Here is an 18,298-nt window from a genome sequence, read left to right as displayed (position 1 = left end):
GAAAAAACTAACCCCCTGGTGCGCAGTACGGGACAAGTCCCGCCCGAGGCGTGGGGGCTATTCTTGAGATCAATACTATGTCGCGGTGACACCAGCGTCAACACCCTGTCAACACAATCGGTTGGATCTGGTTGACTACCGGCCTGGCCGGCTAGGAGGTCCGTGAAGCCGCAGGCCTCTTCGTTGCTGAACACAGGTATAGGGGCGATCATGTGCTTCTGCAATGGATAATCGTCAATTTTCTACAAGCTGACGACGCCTCCCCTCTCGTAGGATCAAGGCCCGCTGGGCGAATGCTGCCCGTGCCCGCATCCGATTCGAGAAACAAGCTATGACTCAACGTCTCTACTTCGACCGCGATGACCTGGCCATGCAAACCAAGGTCTTGAGCTGTTCACCTGCAGAGGAAGGCAATTTCCACGTCATCCTCGACGCTACGCTGTTCCACCCGCAAGGTGGTGGCCAGCCTTCCGACCAAGGCACGATCAACGGTGTCGAGGTTCTACGCGTCTTCCAGGATGGTGCCAACCTGGTCCACCTGACTGTCGCTCCGGTAGCAGTGGGTAATGCTGAGATCGAAGTTCGCGCCGCAGCGCGCAGTTTACATGCTCGCCTGCATTCAGCCGGCCACCTGTTGGCCACCTCGATGGAGCCGCTGGGATGGGTTGCTACCAAAGGCCATCACTGGCCAGGTGAAGCCCGCGTGGTGTTCGAGCGAACTTCCCGCGCCCAGGCAGTGGAAGCGCCCCTCGTTGAGCAGGCCGTGAATGAACTGGTTCAGACCAACTCACCTCGACGTATCAGCGTCGAAGATGGCATGCGAACCATAGGTTTCGGCACCATGGATATGTCGGCCTGTGGCGGCACGCATGTCGCCTCCACGGCGGAAGTCGGTCACATCCGCATCGTCAAGATGAAGGAGAAGAAAGGCCAGCTGTCGGTGCAGTACGAAGTCGAAGCGTGAAGAGAGGGACGGTAAGCGCTGTCGATCAGTAGTGCGACGGCGCAACACCAAACGCCTGGCGAAACGCCCGAGTGAAATGGCTGTGATCGTAAAAGCCGACTTCTTGAGCAATACGTGATACCTGCCACTCGTTTCGGGCGAGCAATAGACAGGCCCTCTCCAATCGAAGTCGGACAAGCCACGCATGCGGAGTCATACCGACGGTCTGCTTGAAGTACTTGAGGAACTGGTACCGCTCAAGGCCGCACAGTTCTGCCAGATCCTCCAATGTGATTTTCTCGGCCAGGCGTGACTCGCAGTATTCCCGAATAAGCCGCCTTTGCTGAGGTGATAGCCGGCCGGTGAACGGCTGAGACTTCATGAGCCCGCTGCGCAACAGCAATTGATCAAGCAATGTGAGCCATCCGGTTTGAACGGCCAACGAATCGAAGTCGTGGCCTTCACGCATGACGGTGTGCAAATGCGACAGGTGACAAGACAGCGAGTGATCTAGCAGAACTGCCCCACCCAGTGAAGGCAGCCCTTCGCGGCCAGAGATGTCGCGAACAATATCAGCCAGCAGCTCGGTGGAGGCTCGGAACGTTTTGAGGGTGTAGAAGCCATCGTCAGCACAGATGCCGTCATGGATTTCATCGGGTGGCATGAGCTGAATGGTGCCCGGGGTCAGCAGCAAGCTTTCTCCGTGGTAACGCTGCCGTTGCACGCCTTCGGTGACCAGGCCGATGTGGTAGTCGAGATGGAAGTGACGCTCGAAGCTAAACGTCGAGAGGTGCGCCTCACCCAGCACCAGGCCAGGCACCTTCTGATTACGTATGTACTCAACACGATCTTTCATCGGTATCGACTCACTAGGTGGCACCGATGGATAACCAGGTACCACGCCCTCTTTTACGTTTCCATTTTAACAGCTCAAGGTCAGCCAATTTTTACCTTAAACGTAAATATACTTTCCAGATAGCCAGATTGTTACTCCGAATACAACCTCTCACCATGGTGCCGAGCTATGTGGAGGTGCATCACCGATGAACGACATGAACACGAAATCTTCAACAACGACGGGATTGAACATTGCCATGTGGGTACCGCTGGTGCTGCCGCCTCTGTTCTGGGCTGGCAATTTCGTTGTAGGCCGAGCCGTTCGCGGTGACGTGCCCCCGATGACGCTCGCGTTCAGCCGGCACGTGCTCGCACTACTTTGTTTGCTTCCGTTCTGCTGGGGCGCGCTGCGCAACGAAGCGAACCGGTATTGGGAGATTCGCTGGCACCTGGTTCGTGTTGCTCTTACCGGGCTGGCTGGCTTCAACCTGTTCATCTACCTCGGCTTGCACTCGACCACTGCAGCCAACGGTCTTTTGTTGAACTCGACCATTCCGGTACTGATTGTTTTGATCGGCGCCGGGCTCTACGGGCAGAAGCTGCGCCTGCCACAAGCTGCGGGAATGATCGTTTCGTGCCTGGGCGTGCTCGCCATCATCATGCAGGGCGATGTCGATCGGCTGGTCAGAATGCAGTTTTCCCGAGGGGACCTCATCGTCTTCATCGGGATGGTCTGTTTTGCTCTCTACACCCACTGGCTGCGGGCAATTCCTGCGGACTTGAATCGCATGGGTCTGCTGGGGGTGCAACTGTTGATTGCATCAGTCGCCCTACTCCCTTTCTTTGGCTGGGAGCTTATGACTGGTCAGCGTGCTGACTGGAACATCGGCTCGATGGCCGCGACCCTCTACGTTGCAGTCGTCGCGTCACTGGCAGCTACGCTTCTCTATATGACAGGCGTTTCCCGTGTCGGCGCTGCGCGAGCTGGACTTTTCATTCACCTGATCCCGATATACGGCGCGATTCTGTCGACGGTCCTCCTTGGGGAAACCGTCCACCTCTATCACGCCTTCGGCTTCACCGCGATTCTGGCGGGCCTTGCCATCTCCAACTGGCAGCGAGCTCACACTTCCCTCCAGAGCCGCAGCAACTCGGCGTCCATGTGAATCCCTCCCTGGCGCACCGACAATAACCAACCTGTTCCCTACGAGGTCAGAGATGCCGCTTCATATTGAAACCCCAATCATCGAGTCCCGTCCGCTCAGCGTACTGAGCAATAAATCTGTAAGCCTCAAGCTTGAAGCGCTGCAGCCGTCGGGGTCGTTCAAACTTCGCGGCGTCGGTGCCCTCTGTGAAGCTCACGTACGCCAAGGTAAGAAACGCTTCGTGTCGTCTTCCGGCGGCAACGCGGGCATCGCTGTTGCTTATGCCGGCCGCAAGCTGTCGATCCCGGTCACGGTTGTGGTGCCAGAAACGACAACCGCCAGGGCTAAGGCCTTGATCGAGCAAGAGGGGGCGAACGTTATCGTCCATGGCGCCTCCTGGATGGAAGCAAATGCCCTTGCTCAGTCCATGCTGGAGGACCCGGAGGTCGCCTTCGTGCATCCATTCGACAACGCCACCATGTGGACCGGCCACGCCACCATGATCGATGAAGTCGCACGTAGCGGCGTTGAGTTCGACTCAGTGATTCTTTCCGTCGGCGGCGGTGGTCTGATGTCCGGCGTGGTTGAGGGGCTGCACCGTAACGGCTTGCAGCATATCCCAGTAGTGGCCATCGAGACTGAAGGAGCCCAATCGCTCAATCGTGCAGTGGAAGCGGGCAAGCTGATCGAACTGGACGCAATCACCAGTATCGCCACCTCTCTCGGTGCGAAAATGGTGTGCGAGCGCGCATTCGAGCTGACCAAGCAACACGACATTCGCTGCCACACGGTTACAGATCTTGAGGCCCTGGATGCCTGTGAGCGGTTCTTGCTTGATCATCGCCTGCTGGTGGAGCCGGCATGTGGCGCATCTCTGGCTGCTCTGTATAGCCGAGAGCAGCAACTGGTTGCTGATTTCAAGGCACCGCTGGTGATCGTCTGCGGCGGTGCAACGGCGACCCTGGAGCAGATCCAGGAATGGAAGAAGCGCTATCAGGCCTGAGCTCTTGAGCTGATCACGATGTCGGAGCCGGCGATCAGCCGACTCCGACCGGTCAGGAGTTATAACAGCTGACTTATCGCTGAAATGAGCGCGTCTATTAGTTGAGGCGCGTACTCACACAGAGCTTCTAGAATAAGATGTTGTGCGATGGTTTTTAAAACACGTTTGGATTTTTTAGGGTGTTGTTTGAGGTTGGACATTTAGGATAGTAGATAAGGTAATCCTTTATAAAAATGTTAAAGACCTTTCGTCAAGCATAAAAAAGCCCCTGACCGCATCGCAGCTCAGGGGCTTGTTCTATCGCTTTGAGTCAGGATACAGCTTTTTGTCCAATCGGGGACTTGGTGAAATACGATTTGAACCAAGTTACGACAATACAGCTCATCAGCAGCAAGCCGACATAGCCCATGAACGTCAACAGTGTGCCCACCAGACTGATAAAGCCAACTGATGTGAACAGCAGCGGAGTACCTACCGATAGAACCGCGGCCAATTGCTTTTTCATACCGTAGGCCTGGAGCCGAGCGGTGAGCGCATAGGACAGACCCGACACCGTGGCATACAGCTTGATCATCAGCATTCCCAGCATGATGTTGCCAAGTATTGGCGACGCTTCCGTGATCAAAGCCAGCGTCGGGATCGGCGAGCCTCCGATTACATTGATCTTGGCGAGCAGCACCACGACCATCACCATTAGCATTGCACCCATCAGAACGCCACCGATCAGTCCGCCGTTACGAGCGCACTTCGCCTGAAGAACGCTACCGCCCATGATGATCAGAACAGGTGCCGTGCCGGCAATGTTTGAGGAGACGTACAGCAACGCGCTGAGTAGCCAGTTATCCACTGCTCGCGGCTGGACTGCAGCCAGAGCCTCAATTTGCTCGACAGTCAGTTCGGTGGTGTTTACGGCGTAAATTGCCAAGGCAATCAGGATGGGTATCAGCACCGGAGTAATCCAGCTCATCAGGGTGATGACCTTGCGTAGCCCCAGGCACACGGTGATCACCGTGGCTACCGCGATCGTCAGGCTGCCCGCGATGTTCGGCAGGCCAAGCTGTTGCTGGAAGGACGCGCCGGCACCCGCCAGCATCATCAGGATGACGCAGAACAGGAACACGGTGAGGATTACATCGACGAGCTTGCCGAGGCGAGGCCCACAGATGTACTCGATGGCTTCCTTATGAGATTTGGTCTGGAGCTGACTGCCAATTTGAAACAAAACCATAGTCATGAACGAGAACATGCCAGCTGCAGCAATTGCAGCGAGGAACCCGTACCGACCGTGGCTTGCATAAAACTGCAACACTTCTTGGCCTGAGGCAAAACCTACGCCCACAATCAGACCGATGAACGCACCCGCTAATCTGAGACTAGTTTTCATGGCGAACCCTGCACGATATTGTTTGCACCAGCGGAGCTGGTGAACAAGTTGTATTTGTTTTAGGCAGTTTCGAAGAGGCTAATATTTCTAAGCTAAACACGCCCACAGGCTCGTCTTTAACGAGCTCATGGATGCACAGCTAAAGGCCGCGTTAATAGAAAGGCAAGCAGACATCAGGGTCAACGTTAAATGACCTAATGTGGTTCCGATTCGTGGCGGAATGTGACTACCCGTCTCGCGGCTCTATTTCAAGACGACATGAGGCACCTCTCTTCAAGGGATGAGCATGTTCATACTCTCGTTAAGAAAAGTTGGGGGAAGCCGGTGCAGTCTTGATCACATATGGAGCACAGGCCGCGTCGGAACGAAGCTGAGCATCTCAACGTTTAGTGAAAAAATCAACGGTTTGTTGATGAGTGGGTTTTGAAGCTCTGCCAACCCGGTTGGAGACCGGCCCTCTAGAGCGTTGGAGGCGATGAGAAATTCGCTGGGACGCGAGGCTCGTGAGCGAGCCTCGCGACCTCAGGCACGTTCTTTACGAAGCTCTTCTAGGTAGTTGTAAATCGAGAATCGGGTAACCCCCAGCGCCTCTGCTGCGCGCTCTACGCCGCCTTTGATGATGAACAAGCCACCTTCCTGCATCAGCCGAACCGCATTGATCTTGGCGGCCTTGTTCATCCTGCCTCCAGGAATCTGGCTCAATGCGTTCCGAATCACCTCCGCGGAAAGCAATTCCATGTCAGCAGGCTCCGATGCCGAGGTATCGGACTGACCGGCAAGTGGGCGCAGCCGCTCGATGAGTTCATTGGCCAGGTCCAAGTCGTTGAAATCCGCATTGATACAAAGCCCGGCGAAGGGCTCTCCTGCGGTATTGCGGAACACAACGGTGGCACTACGCAGAGCCTTACCCTGAGCGTTTAGGGTGGTATAGCTTCCCTTCACCACTGGCCCCGAGCCAGGCTCGGCCGAGGATGCATTCATCACGGCGGTGAAACCCAGATCCTGTTGCGGCCCACCCAAGACAGGGCTACCAATCGTACGGCCGGTGACATGGCCGTTTGCGATGGCCACAACTGATTTTTCAGGGTTTCGAAAGTCGTGCAGAACAATCTCGACATTGCGTCCCAAGACGGTGCCGAAAGCGGTCACGATCGCCTTGAGGCCATCGAACAGCCGAGCCTCTTCATCGTTTGTTCTGCTCATACTCGACCTTGAAAGTGCCCATTGGTTGATACTGCGTGGTCTGGCGGGCGTGAAGACAGGCCCCTGAATCTGCATTGTATCGACCGTAGGGCCTCAGGTGTTAGACGTACCAGCAGGTCGCCGCTACTAGAAACATGACGCACCTCGTGAGTGACTTGGTCGGTGAGCACCAAGCGCCAAAAGCTACACACCATCCCAGTTTTTCTGATGAGTGTTGCGACAGCGTTGAACAATGTCTTCTACAAGAGGGTGACGCGGTGAGCCCGTATAGATCTCTTTTCCATAGAACGGAAGAGCTCCCACGAACGCCTCAAGCACTGCATCTACTTCAAGTGACAGCAGGACCAATGTCTTGAAGGCATTGGGGACCTGATCCTTTTCGAACCGAGCCCATCTTTCAGTCATAGCCCGCTCTGCCTTTCCTGCCTTGTCCCACTCCTTAGACTTATGGTGCACCAGCGCATTACGAGCTTTGACCAAGCCTCTAAGGCCATTGATTGCGGGGCCGTCTTCCTTAAGAGAACGCCCGCATATGAGTCGAGGGATGATCATCCACTTGCCTACCAAATCCATTTTGTCCAAGTAGTCAGTGGCCACCTTATCACCGAGCTGGATGGCGGCTAAATCGAACACGGCTGCTTCAATGGCCATTGCGGAAAAGACAATGGTCTTGATGCCGTTTGCCGCTTTGCGTTCCTCGCGGTCCATAGCGCCAGTGGGATCATAAGGTGGGCAAAAAAGGGGGCTAGGATCAGCAGTACCATCAAGAAACAGGGCGAAAGCCTGTTCCGCCATTCTTGCGTAGGTATCGGCCATAGTGTCGACACGGATGTAGGTATCGCAAATCTGGAATGGCTCTGAACTACTCATGATGGCCTGCTTTGGAGGTAGAGAAATCTGGTGCACATTGGCAGTGACGGCCCGTTGACACCAGAGCTGATGGGTAAGGTCATCGGAAACTTGTCCTGGACGTCAAATATGCTGATGCTCTGCTTGACCCATCGCCCATGCATGAATCGCGGAACCCTTGGAAAAACGGAGCTAGCAGCACCGTTGTAAACCACTTTTTTTAACTGTAAACCACTGTGGTTTACAGTTAAAAAAAGTGGTTTACAACGATGGCTTTACGCAGAGCTACTTCTGTCCCAAACCCCGATCCTAGAGGGATTTGAGACGGCGAGCATTGATTCGACCTTCATCGAGAATTTATGCAGGTAGGCTTGCAAACGCCTTTGCTTTCTTCTCTTTCTTCCCGGCGCCTGTCTTGCACTCGCTGATGGCTTTTTGTAGTTCTTTGGACCTCCGTCGGCCAGAGATACTCGTACGTGTACTGAAGCGTGGCAGCGGCCCTGCATTCCCGATTAGGTTCTCAAGCTCCAACGAAACGCGGACAAGCGTTTTGAAAGAGGCCCGAACTGCACTATGGAACCTCTCTGAATTGGCATTCATTTCTTTAATCGCTTTATCCACAGCGTTGATCGATTCTTCGGTCCACTGAGGATCAGTATCGGGATCGGGGTCGCTCTCACAGCCTGGCTGGAGCTTGTAGCCCGGCATCTGTTCTGACTTGTGATGCACAAGCTTGTTTCTTGCCTTATTGAGGGCGTGCAGTTCATTCAGCACCGGCTCCTCCGACAGTGATCGTCCGCAAATCATCTGCGGGACGATTCGCCACTTACCGTCGAGATTGGCTTTGTCTAAGGCGGCCGTCGCCTTGTCACCGAGGTTGATCGTAGCCAGTTCGTACACCCCGGACTCCAAAGCCATTGCCGTGAAGACGATGCTTTTGATGCCGAGCTGAAGCATGCGGTCGTCCTGGACCACTCGCTTGGCGCAGTAACCGTTCTCTGGAGGCTCAGGCACCCGATTCTCAAAATCCTTCAAATAGAGGCTGTAAGCTTCTTCCGCCATCTCCGCGAAAACGTAGGTCAAGCTGCCAGCAAGCGCCCAGGTTTTCTGGACAAGGAAGGTCTTTTCAAAGGTGGCAACGAGATCGTTCACAGAGCGAGTCCTTGATAGATGAGTATTTGTGCATTTTGAAACTAATGGAAAACAGCAGCGAACGAGGCGGTACAGAAAGATGTGTGAGTCTGAAAGATGACTGGTATCAGGCGGAGGCTAGACAGTACGCCTGCCAAAAAACCAACGCATATCCTGTCCATGGGGTTGCGCTCGGAGCCATGCAACAATCGTGATGAAACCTAAAATCGAAAGCAAGCCAACCGGAAAGCCTCTATCTCGGGGATTAGAGGAATGTGCAACATTTAGCTTGATACCATAACCGCGAAGGATCAACGCCGCCGCATTATGCAGTAGCGCCCGCCGTACCACCTCGCGTGGATAGACGCTGGCCCGGTCGATCGTGCCCCTGAACAGGATCTCGAACGCCAACGGCCGGTGCTTGGTATCCAGAAACAGGCACCCAAACACTTCACTGGGCTCATGACGCAGCATGGCCTTGAGATAACGCCGCACCGCCACAGGCCCTTCAAGGGCCGCTGCGCGCTCGATGTTCTCATCCAGATAACGCCGACCAATTTCCAGTAGTGCCTGCAACTGTGCGTACTTCACGGCCCCTATGCCCGGTTCACGCAGTACAGCTTCGCGATCAGCCTCAAGAAACTGCCTCAGCCCGCCAAAACGCACCAGCAGCCCCCGCGCAAGGTCCAGCACATTCCGCCCGGCCACCCCCGACCCAAGCAGTACAGCAAGCAATTCGGCATCCGACAGTGCCGCCGCCCCACGCTGCAACAACTTCTCCCTCGGCCGTTCTTCCGCCGGCCACTCCCTGATATTCATCCCCGCCCCTCAGCCCTTGCTGCGGCCCATTTCGGCCCTGTGTTAATCTATTTCGCCTCGTACATGCGACGTTCTGCCGCAGGCATTTACAAACGTCGCCGCCCGCTCTCACTGGAAAAAGGCAAGCCTATGCAGCGGCTGTATCGCAAGCGCATCGTTCTCGGCGTGGGTGGCGGCATTGCCGCCTACAAAAGCGCCGAACTGATTCGCCGTCTCCTGGAGCACGGCGCGCAGGTGCGCGTCGTCATGACCCGTGGTGGTGCCGAGTTCATCACCCCGCTGACCCTGCAGGCGCTGTCGGGCCACCCGGTGCACATGGACCTGCTCGACCCGGCCGCCGAAGCGGCCATGGGCCATATCGAGCTGGCCAAGTGGGCCGACCTGGTGCTGATTGCCCCGGCCACCGCCGACCTGATGGCGCGCATGGCCCAGGGCATGGCCGATGACCTGCTGACCACCCTGGTGCTGGCCACCGACGCCACCGTCGCCGTGGCCCCGGCCATGAACCAGGCCATGTGGCGCGACCCGGCCACCCAGGCCAACCTCGAACTGCTCAAGAGCCGTGGTATCCAGGTGTTCGGCCCGGCCTCCGGCAGCCAGGCCTGTGGCGACGTCGGCCTGGGGCGCATGCTCGAAGCCACCGACCTGGCCTGGTGCGCGGCGGAAAGCTTCAAGCGCCAGGCACTGACCGGCAAGCACGTGCTGATCACCGCCGGGCCGACCCAGGAAAACATCGACCCAGTGCGCTACATCACCAATCATAGCTCCGGCAAGATGGGCTTCGCCCTGGCCGAGGCGGCCGCCGAAGCCGGGGCTCGGGTAACCCTCGTGACCGGCCCGGTGCACCTGCCAACCCCCGACCGCGTCAGCCGCATCGACGTGGTCAGCGCGCGGGACATGCTCGCGGCCTGTGAAGCGGCGATGCCGTGCGACCTGTTCATTGCCTCGGCGGCGGTCGCGGACTACCGCCCGGAAGTGGTTGCCACACAAAAACTGAAGAAAGATCCTACGACCGGTGACGGCATGCTGCTGCAGATGGTGCGCAATCCCGATATCCTTGCCACCATTGCTGGCCGCGCCGACCGCCCGTTCAGCGTCGGCTTTGCCGCCGAGACCGAACACTTGCTCGATTACGCCACGCGCAAGCTCAAGGACAAGAACCTCGACCTGATCGTCGCCAATGATGTGGCCAACCCCAGCATCGGCTTCAACAGCGAAGAAAACGCCTTGACCGTGATCGACCGCCAGCAGCACCAGACCCTCTTCGCGCAGACCAGCAAGGGCAAGATCGCCCGGCAACTGGTCGCCTTCATCGCCGAACGGCTCAACCAGGTTCAATAAGTTCCATGCACGCTCTTCAAGCCAAGATCCTCGACCCACGCCTGGGCAGCGAATTCCCGCTGCCGACCTACGCCACCCCCGGCTCCGCCGGCCTCGACCTGCGCGCCCTGCTCAAGGAAGACACTGTCCTTGAGCCTGGCCAGACCCTGCTGATCCCTACCGGCCTGTCGATCTACATCGGCGACCCGGGCCTGGCGGCGGTCATCCTGCCGCGCTCGGGCCTGGGCCATAAGCACGGCATCGTGCTGGGCAACCTGGTCGGGCTGATCGACTCGGACTACCAGGGCGAGCTGATGGTGTCGTGCTGGAACCGCAGCAACACCCCGTTCACCATCGCTGTTGGCGAGCGTATCGCCCAGCTGGTGCTGGTACCGGTCGTGCAGGCCCACTTCGACATCGTCGAAGCTTTCGATGAAAGCCAGCGTGGTGCTGGCGGCTTCGGCCATTCCGGCAGCCACTGAGCCGCCAGATGACCGTTCGGGCCAAGGATGGCGAACTCTCTGGCGAAACCACCGTCCAAGCGTTCAGTTTGCGCCTGCCCAGAAAGCCTTTGACTAATGGAGCTTCCAGAGATGAACGACATGGCCCACCTGGTCCCCGCCGCATTGCCAGACAGCATTTTCCGCGCATATGACATTCGCGGCGTGGTCGGCAAGACCCTTCACGCCGAAACCGCCTACTGGATCGGCCGCGCCATCGGCGCGCAAAGCCTGGCCCAGGGCGAACCGCAGGTTTCGGTTGGCCGCGATGGCCGCCTGTCCGGCCCGATGCTGGTCGAACAGCTGATCAAGGGCCTGGTCGACGCTGGTTGCCAGGTCAGCGACGTCGGCCTGGTGCCAACCCCGGCGCTGTACTACGCCGCCAACGTGCTGGCCGGCAAGTCGGGCGTGATGCTGACCGGCAGCCACAACCCGTCGGACTACAACGGCTTCAAGATCGTCATCGCCGGTGACACCCTGGCCAACGAACAGATCCAGGCCCTGCTGACCCGCCTGAAAACCAACGACCTGACCCTGGCCGAAGGCCGCGTGGACAAGGTCGAGATCCTTGACCGCTACTTCCAGCAGATCGTCGGCGACGTGAAGCTGGCCAAGAAGCTCAAGGTGGTGGTGGATTGCGGCAACGGCGCCGCTGGCGTGGTCGCACCGCAACTGATCGAAGCCCTGGGCTGCGAGGTGATCCCGCTGTTCTGCGAGGTCGACGGCAACTTCCCCAACCACCACCCGGACCCGGGCAAACCGGAAAACCTCGAAGACCTGATCGCCAAGGTCAAGGAAACCGGTGCCGACATCGGCCTGGCCTTCGACGGTGACGGCGACCGCGTCGGCGTGGTGACCAACACCGGCAGCATCGTCTACCCCGACCGCCTGCTGATGCTGTTTGCCCAGGACGTGCTGGCGCGCAACCCGGGCGCCGAAATCATCTTCGACGTCAAATGCACCCGTCGCCTGACCCCGCTGATCGAACAGCATGGCGGCCGCGCGCTGATGTGGAAAACCGGCCACTCGCTGATCAAGAAGAAGATGAAACAGACCGGTTCGCTGCTGGCCGGCGAGATGAGCGGTCACATCTTCATCAAGGAACGCTGGTACGGTTTTGACGACGGTATCTACAGCGCCGCGCGCCTGTTGGAGATCCTCAGCAAGGCCGGGCAGAGCGCCGAAAACCTGTTCGCGGCCTTCCCGAACGATATTTCCACGCCGGAAATCAATATTGATGTGACCGACGAGGGTAAATTCAGCATCATTGATGCACTGCAACGCGACGCCGAATGGGGCGAAGCCAACCTGACCACCATCGACGGTGTGCGGGTCGACTACGCCAATGGCTGGGGCCTGGTTCGCGCCTCCAACACCACCCCGGTGCTGGTGCTGCGCTTCGAGGCCGACAGCGACGCCGAATTGCAACGTATCAAAGATGTTTTCCGTACTCAGTTGCTGCGGGTTGAGCCTGAGCTGCAACTGCCGTTCTGACCGACTATCTGTTCCTTACAGGAGCCCTGCATGACCCTCGATCGCGATGCCGCTTCCCATGTAGCCGAGGTTTTGTCCGAAGCACTGCCTTACATCCGCCGCTTTGTCGGCAAGACCCTGGTGATCAAGTACGGCGGCAACGCGATGGAGAGCGAGGAGCTCAAGACCGGCTTCGCCCGTGACATCGTGCTGATGAAGGCTGTGGGTATCAACCCGGTGGTGGTCCACGGTGGTGGCCCGCAGATCGGCGACCTGCTCAAGCGCCTGTCGATCGAAAGCCACTTCATCGACGGCATGCGCGTCACCGACTCGGCGACCATGGACGTGGTGGAGATGGTGCTGGGTGGCCAGGTCAACAAGGACATCGTCAACCTGATCAACCGCCACGGCGGCAGCGCCATCGGCCTGACCGGCAAGGACGCGGAGCTGATCCGCGCGCGCAAGCTGACCGTCAGCCGCCAGACACCCGAGATGACCACCCCGGAAATCATCGACATCGGCCACGTTGGCGAAGTGGTGAGCGTGAACACCGACCTGCTGAACATGCTGGTGAAGGGCGATTTCATCCCGGTGATCGCGCCAATCGGCGTGGGTGCCAATGGTGAGTCGTACAACATCAACGCCGACCTGGTGGCGGGCAAGGTGGCCGAAGCGCTGAAGGCCGAGAAGCTGATGCTGCTGACCAACATCGCCGGCTTGATGGACAAGCAAGGCCAGGTCCTGACCGGCCTGACCACCGAGCAGGTCAACGAACTGATCGCCGACGGCACCATCTACGGCGGCATGCTGCCGAAGATCAAGTGCGCGCTGGATGCGGTACAGGGCGGCGTGAACAGCTCGCACATCATCGACGGCCGCGTGCCGAATGCGGTGCTGCTGGAGATCTTCACCGACAGCGGCGTGGGTACCCTGATCACCAACCGCAAGCCGCGTTGATCGTTAACCTGCCCCGACCTCTTCGCGGGTAAACCCGCTCCTACAAAGGCAATCGCAGCCCTCGAGTCTAGCGCTGCCCGATGTAGGAGCGGGTTCACCCGCGAAGAGGCCCGAACAGGCGGCACAAAAAAAGGCGACCTTCACAAGAAGGTCGCCTTTTTCATTTCCAGGCCAGGGTCAGATCCCGTACTGCGCCCGATAGGCCTCTACAGCCGGCAGGTGCTGCTTCAGCTGTGGGTCATCCGCCAGGAACTCCAGCACCTGGGTCAGCGAAACAATGCTGACCACCGGGATGCCGAAGTCACGCTCCACTTCCTGGATCGCCGACAGCTCGCCATTGCCACGCTCTTCGCGGTTCAGTGCGATCAGCACGCCAGCGGCCTTGGCCTGCTGGGCGTTGATGATCTGCATGACCTCACGAATGGCGGTACCGGCAGTGATCACGTCGTCGATGATGAGCACGTCACCGGCCAGCGGTGCGCCAACCAGGCTGCCGCCTTCGCCGTGGTCCTTGGCTTCCTTGCGGTTGAAGCACCATGGCACATCGAGCTGATGCTGGTCGGCAAGGGCCACGGCGGTGGTCGCCGCCAAAGGGATACCCTTGTAGGCCGGGCCGAACAGCACATCGAACGGGATCTTGCTGTCGACGATGGCTGCGGCGTAGCAACGCCCCAGCTCGGCCAATGCGGAACCGGTGTTGAACAGGCCGGCATTGAAGAAATACGGGCTGGTACGCCCCGATTTCAGGGTGAATTCACCGAAACGCAGTACCCCGCGATCGATGGCAAAACGGATAAAGTCGCGCTGATACGGCTGCATGAATAGTCCCGGACACCACGGATTTAGCTAAATGGGTTGAGCTCGGGTATCATACACGCACGAGATTTTTGGGGCCATTTATGCGGATCATCAGTGTGAACGTAAATGGCATTCAGGCTGCGGCCGAGCGTGGTTTGCTCAGCTGGCTGCAAGCCCAGAATGCCGACGTCATCTGCCTTCAGGATACCCGCGCCTCGGCCTTTGAACTCGATGACCCAGCTTTCCAGCTCGATGGCTATTTCCTTTATGCCTGCGACGCGGAGGTGCCTGCCCAAGGTGGTGTGGCCCTGTATTCGCGCATGCAGCCCAAGGCAGTCATCACCGGCCTGGGTTTCGAGACAGCCGACCGCTACGGGCGTTACCTGCAAGCAGATTTCGACAAAGTCAGTATTGCCAGCCTGCTGCTGCCTTCGGGCATGAACGGCGACGAAGACTTGAACCAGAAGTTCAAGTTGATGGACGACTTCGCCAAGTACCTGGACAAGCAGCGCCGCAAGCGCCGCGAGTACATCTATTGCGGCTCGTTCTACGTGGCGCAGCAGAAGCTCGACATCAAGAACTGGCGTGACAGCCAGCAGTCGCCGGGCTTCCTGGCGCCGGAGCGCGCCTGGATGGATGCGATCACGGGCGAGATGGGTTATGTCGATGCCCTGCGCGAAGTCAGCCGTGAAGGCGACCAGTACAGCTGGTGGCCGAACAACGAACAGGCCGAGATGCTCAACCTGGGCTACCGGTTCGACTACCAGATCCTCACCCCGGGCCTGCGCCGCTTCGTGCGCAATGCTCGCCTGCCGCGTCAGCCGCGCTTCTCGCAGCATGCGCCGCTGATTGTCGACTATGACTGGACGTTGACCATCTAAAAGGCATGGGGGCCGCTTTGCGGCCCTATCGCGACACAAGGCCGCTCCTACAAGGGTTATGCATTCCCCTGTAGGAGCGGCCTTGTGTCGCGATAGGGCTGCAACGCAGCCCCAGCTTTATTTGATCGGCCGCCAGATCATCGGGTAGCGATAAGGCTTGCCCTCATTCGCCCGCACCGCGGCAATGATGATCAGGATCAGCACCGCCACCGTCAGCATGGCGAACAGCACCAGCCCGATAAACACGAACATCAGCAAGAAGCAGATGAACCCGGCAATGGTCACGCTGATCTGAAAGTTCAGCGCCTCTTTGCCCTGGGCGTCGATGAAAGGGTCTTGCTCGCGCTTGAGGTGCCACAGCACCAGCGGGCCCAGCAGGTGCCCGAGCGGCACTACCAGGCCCAACAGCGCGGAGAGGTGGCAGAACATCGCCCATTGCCGGATTTCGGCATTGGGCGGGGTGATCGACAGGTTCGAATCGCTCATGCCCCGCACCTCCCTGGCTGGGATCAGTCGGCCAGCGCGGCCTGCTGCAGTTCGAAGATTTCAGTCATGCCCTTCTGCGCCAGGGCGAGCATGGCGTTGAAGTCTTCAGGCTGGAACGGCGCGCCTTCGGCAGTACCCTGTACTTCGATGAAACCACCTGCGCTGGTCATGACCACGTTCAAGTCGGTTTCGGCAGCGGAGTCTTCCAGGTAGTCCAGGTCGAGCACGGCTTCGCCCTGGTACATGCCCACCGACACTGCAGCGATCATGTGCTTGAGCGGGTTGCCTGCCTTCAGGCCGCCGCGCTTCTTGATCACCGCCAGGGCGTCGCACAGGGCGACCATGGCACCGGTGATGGAAGCGGTACGGGTGCCGCCATCGGCCTGGATCACGTCGCAGTCGACGTACAGGGTGATGTCACCGAGCTTGCTCATGTCCAGCGCGGCGCGCAGCGACCGGCCGATAAGGCGCTGGATTTCCAGGGTGCGACCACCCTGCTTGCCACGGCTGGCTTCGCGCTGGTTACGCTCGCCGGTGGAACGCGGCAGCATGCCGTATTCGGCGGTCAGCCAACCTTGGCCCTGGCCTTTGAGGAAGCGCGGCACACCGTTTTCCACGCTGACCGTGCAGATGACCTTGGTGTCACCGAACTCGACCAGTACCGACCCTTCGGCGTGCTTGGTGTAGTTGCGGGTGATGCGGATCGAGCGGAGCTGATCGGCGGCGCGACCACTTGGACGTTTCATCTGGGATACCTGTACTGGGACTTTGAATCTGCCGAGCATTATAGAGCCCGCAGCCCGGAGAGGACATGCCTATTGTCGCGCGCGGGGCTGCCCGTCGCCTTTTCCTACCACTGCAGCCACCCCTCTGTAACATGGTCGGATTGGGCGCCACGGCCCCACTGCGCTACAATCCTGCGCCTTGCAGCCGAGAGGCTCCCACCGTTCATTCATCTACGCGAGGTACTCCCCATGGTGCACAGCATGACCGCTTTTGCTCGTGTCGAGCGCGCCGGCAGCCAAGGCACGCTGGTCTGGGAGCTGCGTTCGGTCAACCACCGCTACCTGGAGCCGCACCTGCGCCTGCCCGAGGCCCTGCGCGACCTCGAAGGCGGAGTACGTGAAGGCCTGCGCCAAGGCCTGTCACGGGGCAAGGTGGAATGCACCTTGCGCCTCAACGAGGACAGCAACGGCAAGCCACTGAAAGTGGACCGCGAGCGCGCCGCACAGCTGGTTGCCGCCGCCGAGGAAGTGGCCGGCCTGATCAAGCAGCCGGCACCGCTGAACCCACTGGAAGTGCTGTCGTGGCCGGGCGTGCTGGTGGCCGACACCAGCGACCCACAGGCGCTGAACGCCGAAGCCATGGCGCTGTTCGACGAAGCCCTGGCCGAGCTCAAGGCCGGGCGCCTGCGCGAAGGCCAGGAACTGGCACGGCTGATCAACGAACGCCTGGACAACATGGCCAGCGAAGTCACCACCCTGCGCGCCCTGGTGCCGCAGATGCTGGCGGCGCAGCGGCAGAAGATTCTCGACCGCTTCGGCGACATGCAGGCCGAACTCGACCCGCAGCGCCTGGAGCAGGAGATGGTATTGCTGGCGCAGAAAAGCGACGTGGCCGAGGAACTCGACCGCCTCAGCACCCACGTCACCGAAGTGCGCCGGGTGCTCAAGGGCGGCGGCGCCGCCGGCCGGCGCCTGGACTTCCTGATGCAGGAACTCAACCGCGAGGCCAACACCCTCGGCTCCAAGGCCTTCGACCCACGCAGCACACAAGCGGCGGTCAACCTGAAGGTATTGATCGAACAGATGCGTGAACAAGTACAGAACATCGAGTAAGGCCACCCCGACCATGAACCACAGCAGCGGCACCCTCTACATCGTTTCGGCCCCTTCGGGCGCCGGCAAGACCAGCCTGGTCACCGCCCTGACCAAGGACGACCAGCAGATTCGCGTCTCGGTCTCGCACACCACCCGCGCCATGCGCCCGGGCGAGCAGCACGGGGTGAACTACCACTTCGTCGTCCACGAGGAATTCAAGGCGCTGATCTCGCAAGGTGACTTCCTGGAGCATGCCGAGGTGTTCGGCAACTTCTACGGCACCTCGCGCAGCGCACTGCAGCAAACCCTGGACCAGGGCTACGACCTGATCCTGGAAATCGACTGGCAAGGTGCCCAGCAGGTGCGCAAGCTGATGCCGCAGGCACTGTCGGTATTCATCCTGCCGCCGAGCCAGGAAGCGCTGCGTCAGCGCCTGGACGGCCGTGGGCAGGACAGTGAAGAGATCATCGCCGGGCGCATGAGGGAAGCGGTCAGCGAGATGGTGCACTACGACGAGTATGACTACGTGATCATCAACGATGATTTCGACGTGGCGCTGGAGGATTTGAAAGCGGTGTTCCGCTCGAATCGCCTGATGCTGAAGAAGCAGCAGCAGCGTCATGCAGCACTGCTGAAGCAAATGATCGGCTGAAGATCGATGGGGCCGCTTTGCGGCCCTATCGCGACACAAGGCCGCTCCTACAGGGGATCGCGCAAGCCTGACTAACGCGATCTCTTGTAGGAGCGGC

18 protein-coding genes and 1 pseudogene are annotated in these 18,298 nt (G+C 59.1%); 10 read left to right on the top strand and 9 right to left on the bottom strand.

The features are described from left to right. The first annotated feature begins 331 nt into the window (after positions 1-331). Positions 332-964: an alanyl-tRNA editing protein gene (locus ACIP1G_RS14185; protein WP_400737898.1), complete on the top strand. Its 633-nt coding sequence runs from the start codon at positions 332-334 to the stop codon at positions 962-964. Between the two features lie 25 nt (positions 965-989). On the opposite strand, the gene ACIP1G_RS14180 is transcribed toward ACIP1G_RS14185, so the two are convergent. Then, entirely contained in the window at positions 990-1,799 is an 810-nt protein-coding gene (locus ACIP1G_RS14180; RefSeq protein ID WP_400737896.1) for an AraC family transcriptional regulator, read from the bottom strand. Positions 1,800-1,986: 187 nt separating this feature from the next. Between ACIP1G_RS14180 and ACIP1G_RS14175 the strand changes: the two genes are divergently transcribed. Together ACIP1G_RS14175 and ACIP1G_RS14170 are read left to right on the top strand one after the other, a co-directional pair. Then, entirely contained in the window at positions 1,987-2,946 is a 960-nt protein-coding gene (locus tag ACIP1G_RS14175) for a DMT family transporter (RefSeq protein WP_400737894.1), read from the top strand. A gap of 52 nt (positions 2,947-2,998) precedes the next feature. Beyond that, a complete protein-coding gene (locus tag ACIP1G_RS14170) occupies positions 2,999-3,928 on the top strand; it encodes a pyridoxal-phosphate dependent enzyme (RefSeq protein ID WP_400737891.1) in 930 nt (309 codons plus the stop codon). Between the two features lie 310 nt (positions 3,929-4,238). On the opposite strand, the gene ACIP1G_RS14165 is transcribed toward ACIP1G_RS14170, so the two are convergent. The 5 genes from ACIP1G_RS14165 to ACIP1G_RS14145 form a co-directional block, all read right to left on the bottom strand. Further along, entirely contained in the window at positions 4,239-5,312 is a 1,074-nt protein-coding gene (locus tag ACIP1G_RS14165; protein ID WP_400737889.1) for a hypothetical protein, read from the bottom strand. A gap of 522 nt (positions 5,313-5,834) precedes the next feature. Continuing rightward, the gene (locus ACIP1G_RS14160) at positions 5,835-6,515 is read right to left on the bottom strand and encodes a transcriptional regulator (RefSeq protein WP_400737886.1); all 681 of its coding nucleotides are present in this window, start codon (positions 6,513-6,515) and stop codon (positions 5,835-5,837) included. 183 nt (positions 6,516-6,698) lie between these two features. Next, the gene (locus tag ACIP1G_RS14155) at positions 6,699-7,385 is read right to left on the bottom strand and encodes a hypothetical protein (protein ID WP_400737883.1); all 687 of its coding nucleotides are present in this window, start codon (positions 7,383-7,385) and stop codon (positions 6,699-6,701) included. Between the two features lie 336 nt (positions 7,386-7,721). Next, positions 7,722-8,516, bottom strand: a complete 795-nt coding sequence (locus tag ACIP1G_RS14150) for a hypothetical protein (protein WP_400737881.1) — start codon at positions 8,514-8,516, stop codon at positions 7,722-7,724. 117 nt (positions 8,517-8,633) lie between these two features. Next, positions 8,634-9,314: a JAB domain-containing protein gene (locus ACIP1G_RS14145; protein WP_400737879.1), complete on the bottom strand. Its 681-nt coding sequence runs from the start codon at positions 9,312-9,314 to the stop codon at positions 8,634-8,636. A 129-nt stretch (positions 9,315-9,443) separates the two neighbouring features. Between ACIP1G_RS14145 and coaBC the strand changes: the two genes are divergently transcribed. The 4 genes and pseudogenes from coaBC (at position 9,444) to argB (ending at position 13,564) form a co-directional block, all read left to right on the top strand. Beyond that, positions 9,444-10,655 (top strand): bifunctional phosphopantothenoylcysteine decarboxylase/phosphopantothenate--cysteine ligase CoaBC, encoded by a 1,212-nt coding sequence (gene coaBC, locus ACIP1G_RS14140; RefSeq protein WP_003253409.1) that lies wholly within the window; start codon positions 9,444-9,446, stop codon positions 10,653-10,655. Positions 10,656-10,660: 5 nt separating this feature from the next. Beyond that, positions 10,661-11,116: a dUTP diphosphatase gene (gene dut / locus ACIP1G_RS14135; RefSeq protein WP_012274822.1), complete on the top strand. Its 456-nt coding sequence runs from the start codon at positions 10,661-10,663 to the stop codon at positions 11,114-11,116. A 144-nt stretch (positions 11,117-11,260) separates the two neighbouring features. After that, positions 11,261-12,628 (top strand): annotated as a pseudogene (locus ACIP1G_RS14130) (phosphomannomutase/phosphoglucomutase); the annotation flags it as partial. Between the two features lie 30 nt (positions 12,629-12,658). Next, complete coding sequence (gene argB / locus ACIP1G_RS14125) at positions 12,659-13,564, top strand: acetylglutamate kinase (RefSeq protein ID WP_004575216.1); 906 nt, start codon at positions 12,659-12,661, stop codon at positions 13,562-13,564. A 177-nt stretch (positions 13,565-13,741) separates the two neighbouring features. Here the strand turns inward: argB and pyrE are convergent, their stop codons facing one another. Beyond that, positions 13,742-14,383 (bottom strand): orotate phosphoribosyltransferase, encoded by a 642-nt coding sequence (pyrE, locus tag ACIP1G_RS14120; protein ID WP_003253405.1) that lies wholly within the window; start codon positions 14,381-14,383, stop codon positions 13,742-13,744. Between the two features lie 80 nt (positions 14,384-14,463). Between pyrE and ACIP1G_RS14115 the strand changes: the two genes are divergently transcribed. Beyond that, on the top strand, positions 14,464-15,243 hold the full coding sequence (locus ACIP1G_RS14115; RefSeq protein ID WP_400737875.1) for a catabolite repression control protein Crc: 780 nt from the start codon (positions 14,464-14,466) through the stop codon (positions 15,241-15,243). Between the two features lie 117 nt (positions 15,244-15,360). Here the strand turns inward: ACIP1G_RS14115 and ACIP1G_RS14110 are convergent, their stop codons facing one another. Next, positions 15,361-15,729, bottom strand: a complete 369-nt coding sequence (locus ACIP1G_RS14110; protein ID WP_201199455.1) for a DUF4870 domain-containing protein — start codon at positions 15,727-15,729, stop codon at positions 15,361-15,363. Between the two features lie 23 nt (positions 15,730-15,752). Further along, positions 15,753-16,475, bottom strand: a complete 723-nt coding sequence (gene rph, locus ACIP1G_RS14105) for a ribonuclease PH (RefSeq protein ID WP_051096411.1) — start codon at positions 16,473-16,475, stop codon at positions 15,753-15,755. A 228-nt stretch (positions 16,476-16,703) separates the two neighbouring features. Here rph and ACIP1G_RS14100 point away from each other — a divergent pair, with 228 nt between their 5' ends. Both ACIP1G_RS14100 and gmk read left to right on the top strand, forming a co-directional pair. Further along, positions 16,704-17,567 carry a YicC/YloC family endoribonuclease gene (locus ACIP1G_RS14100; protein ID WP_400737872.1) on the top strand — a complete coding sequence of 288 codons (864 nt, stop codon included), beginning with the start codon at positions 16,704-16,706 and terminating at the stop codon, positions 17,565-17,567. 13 nt (positions 17,568-17,580) lie between these two features. Beyond that, the gene (gene gmk / locus ACIP1G_RS14095; protein ID WP_400737870.1) at positions 17,581-18,201 is read left to right on the top strand and encodes a guanylate kinase; all 621 of its coding nucleotides are present in this window, start codon (positions 17,581-17,583) and stop codon (positions 18,199-18,201) included. Positions 18,202-18,298 lie beyond the last annotated feature (97 nt).

The sequence above is a fragment of the Pseudomonas sp. NPDC089392 genome (assembly GCF_044749595.1).
Lineage (GTDB): Bacteria > Pseudomonadota > Gammaproteobacteria > Pseudomonadales > Pseudomonadaceae > Aquipseudomonas.
This window is presented reverse-complemented; position numbering and strand designations above follow the sequence as displayed.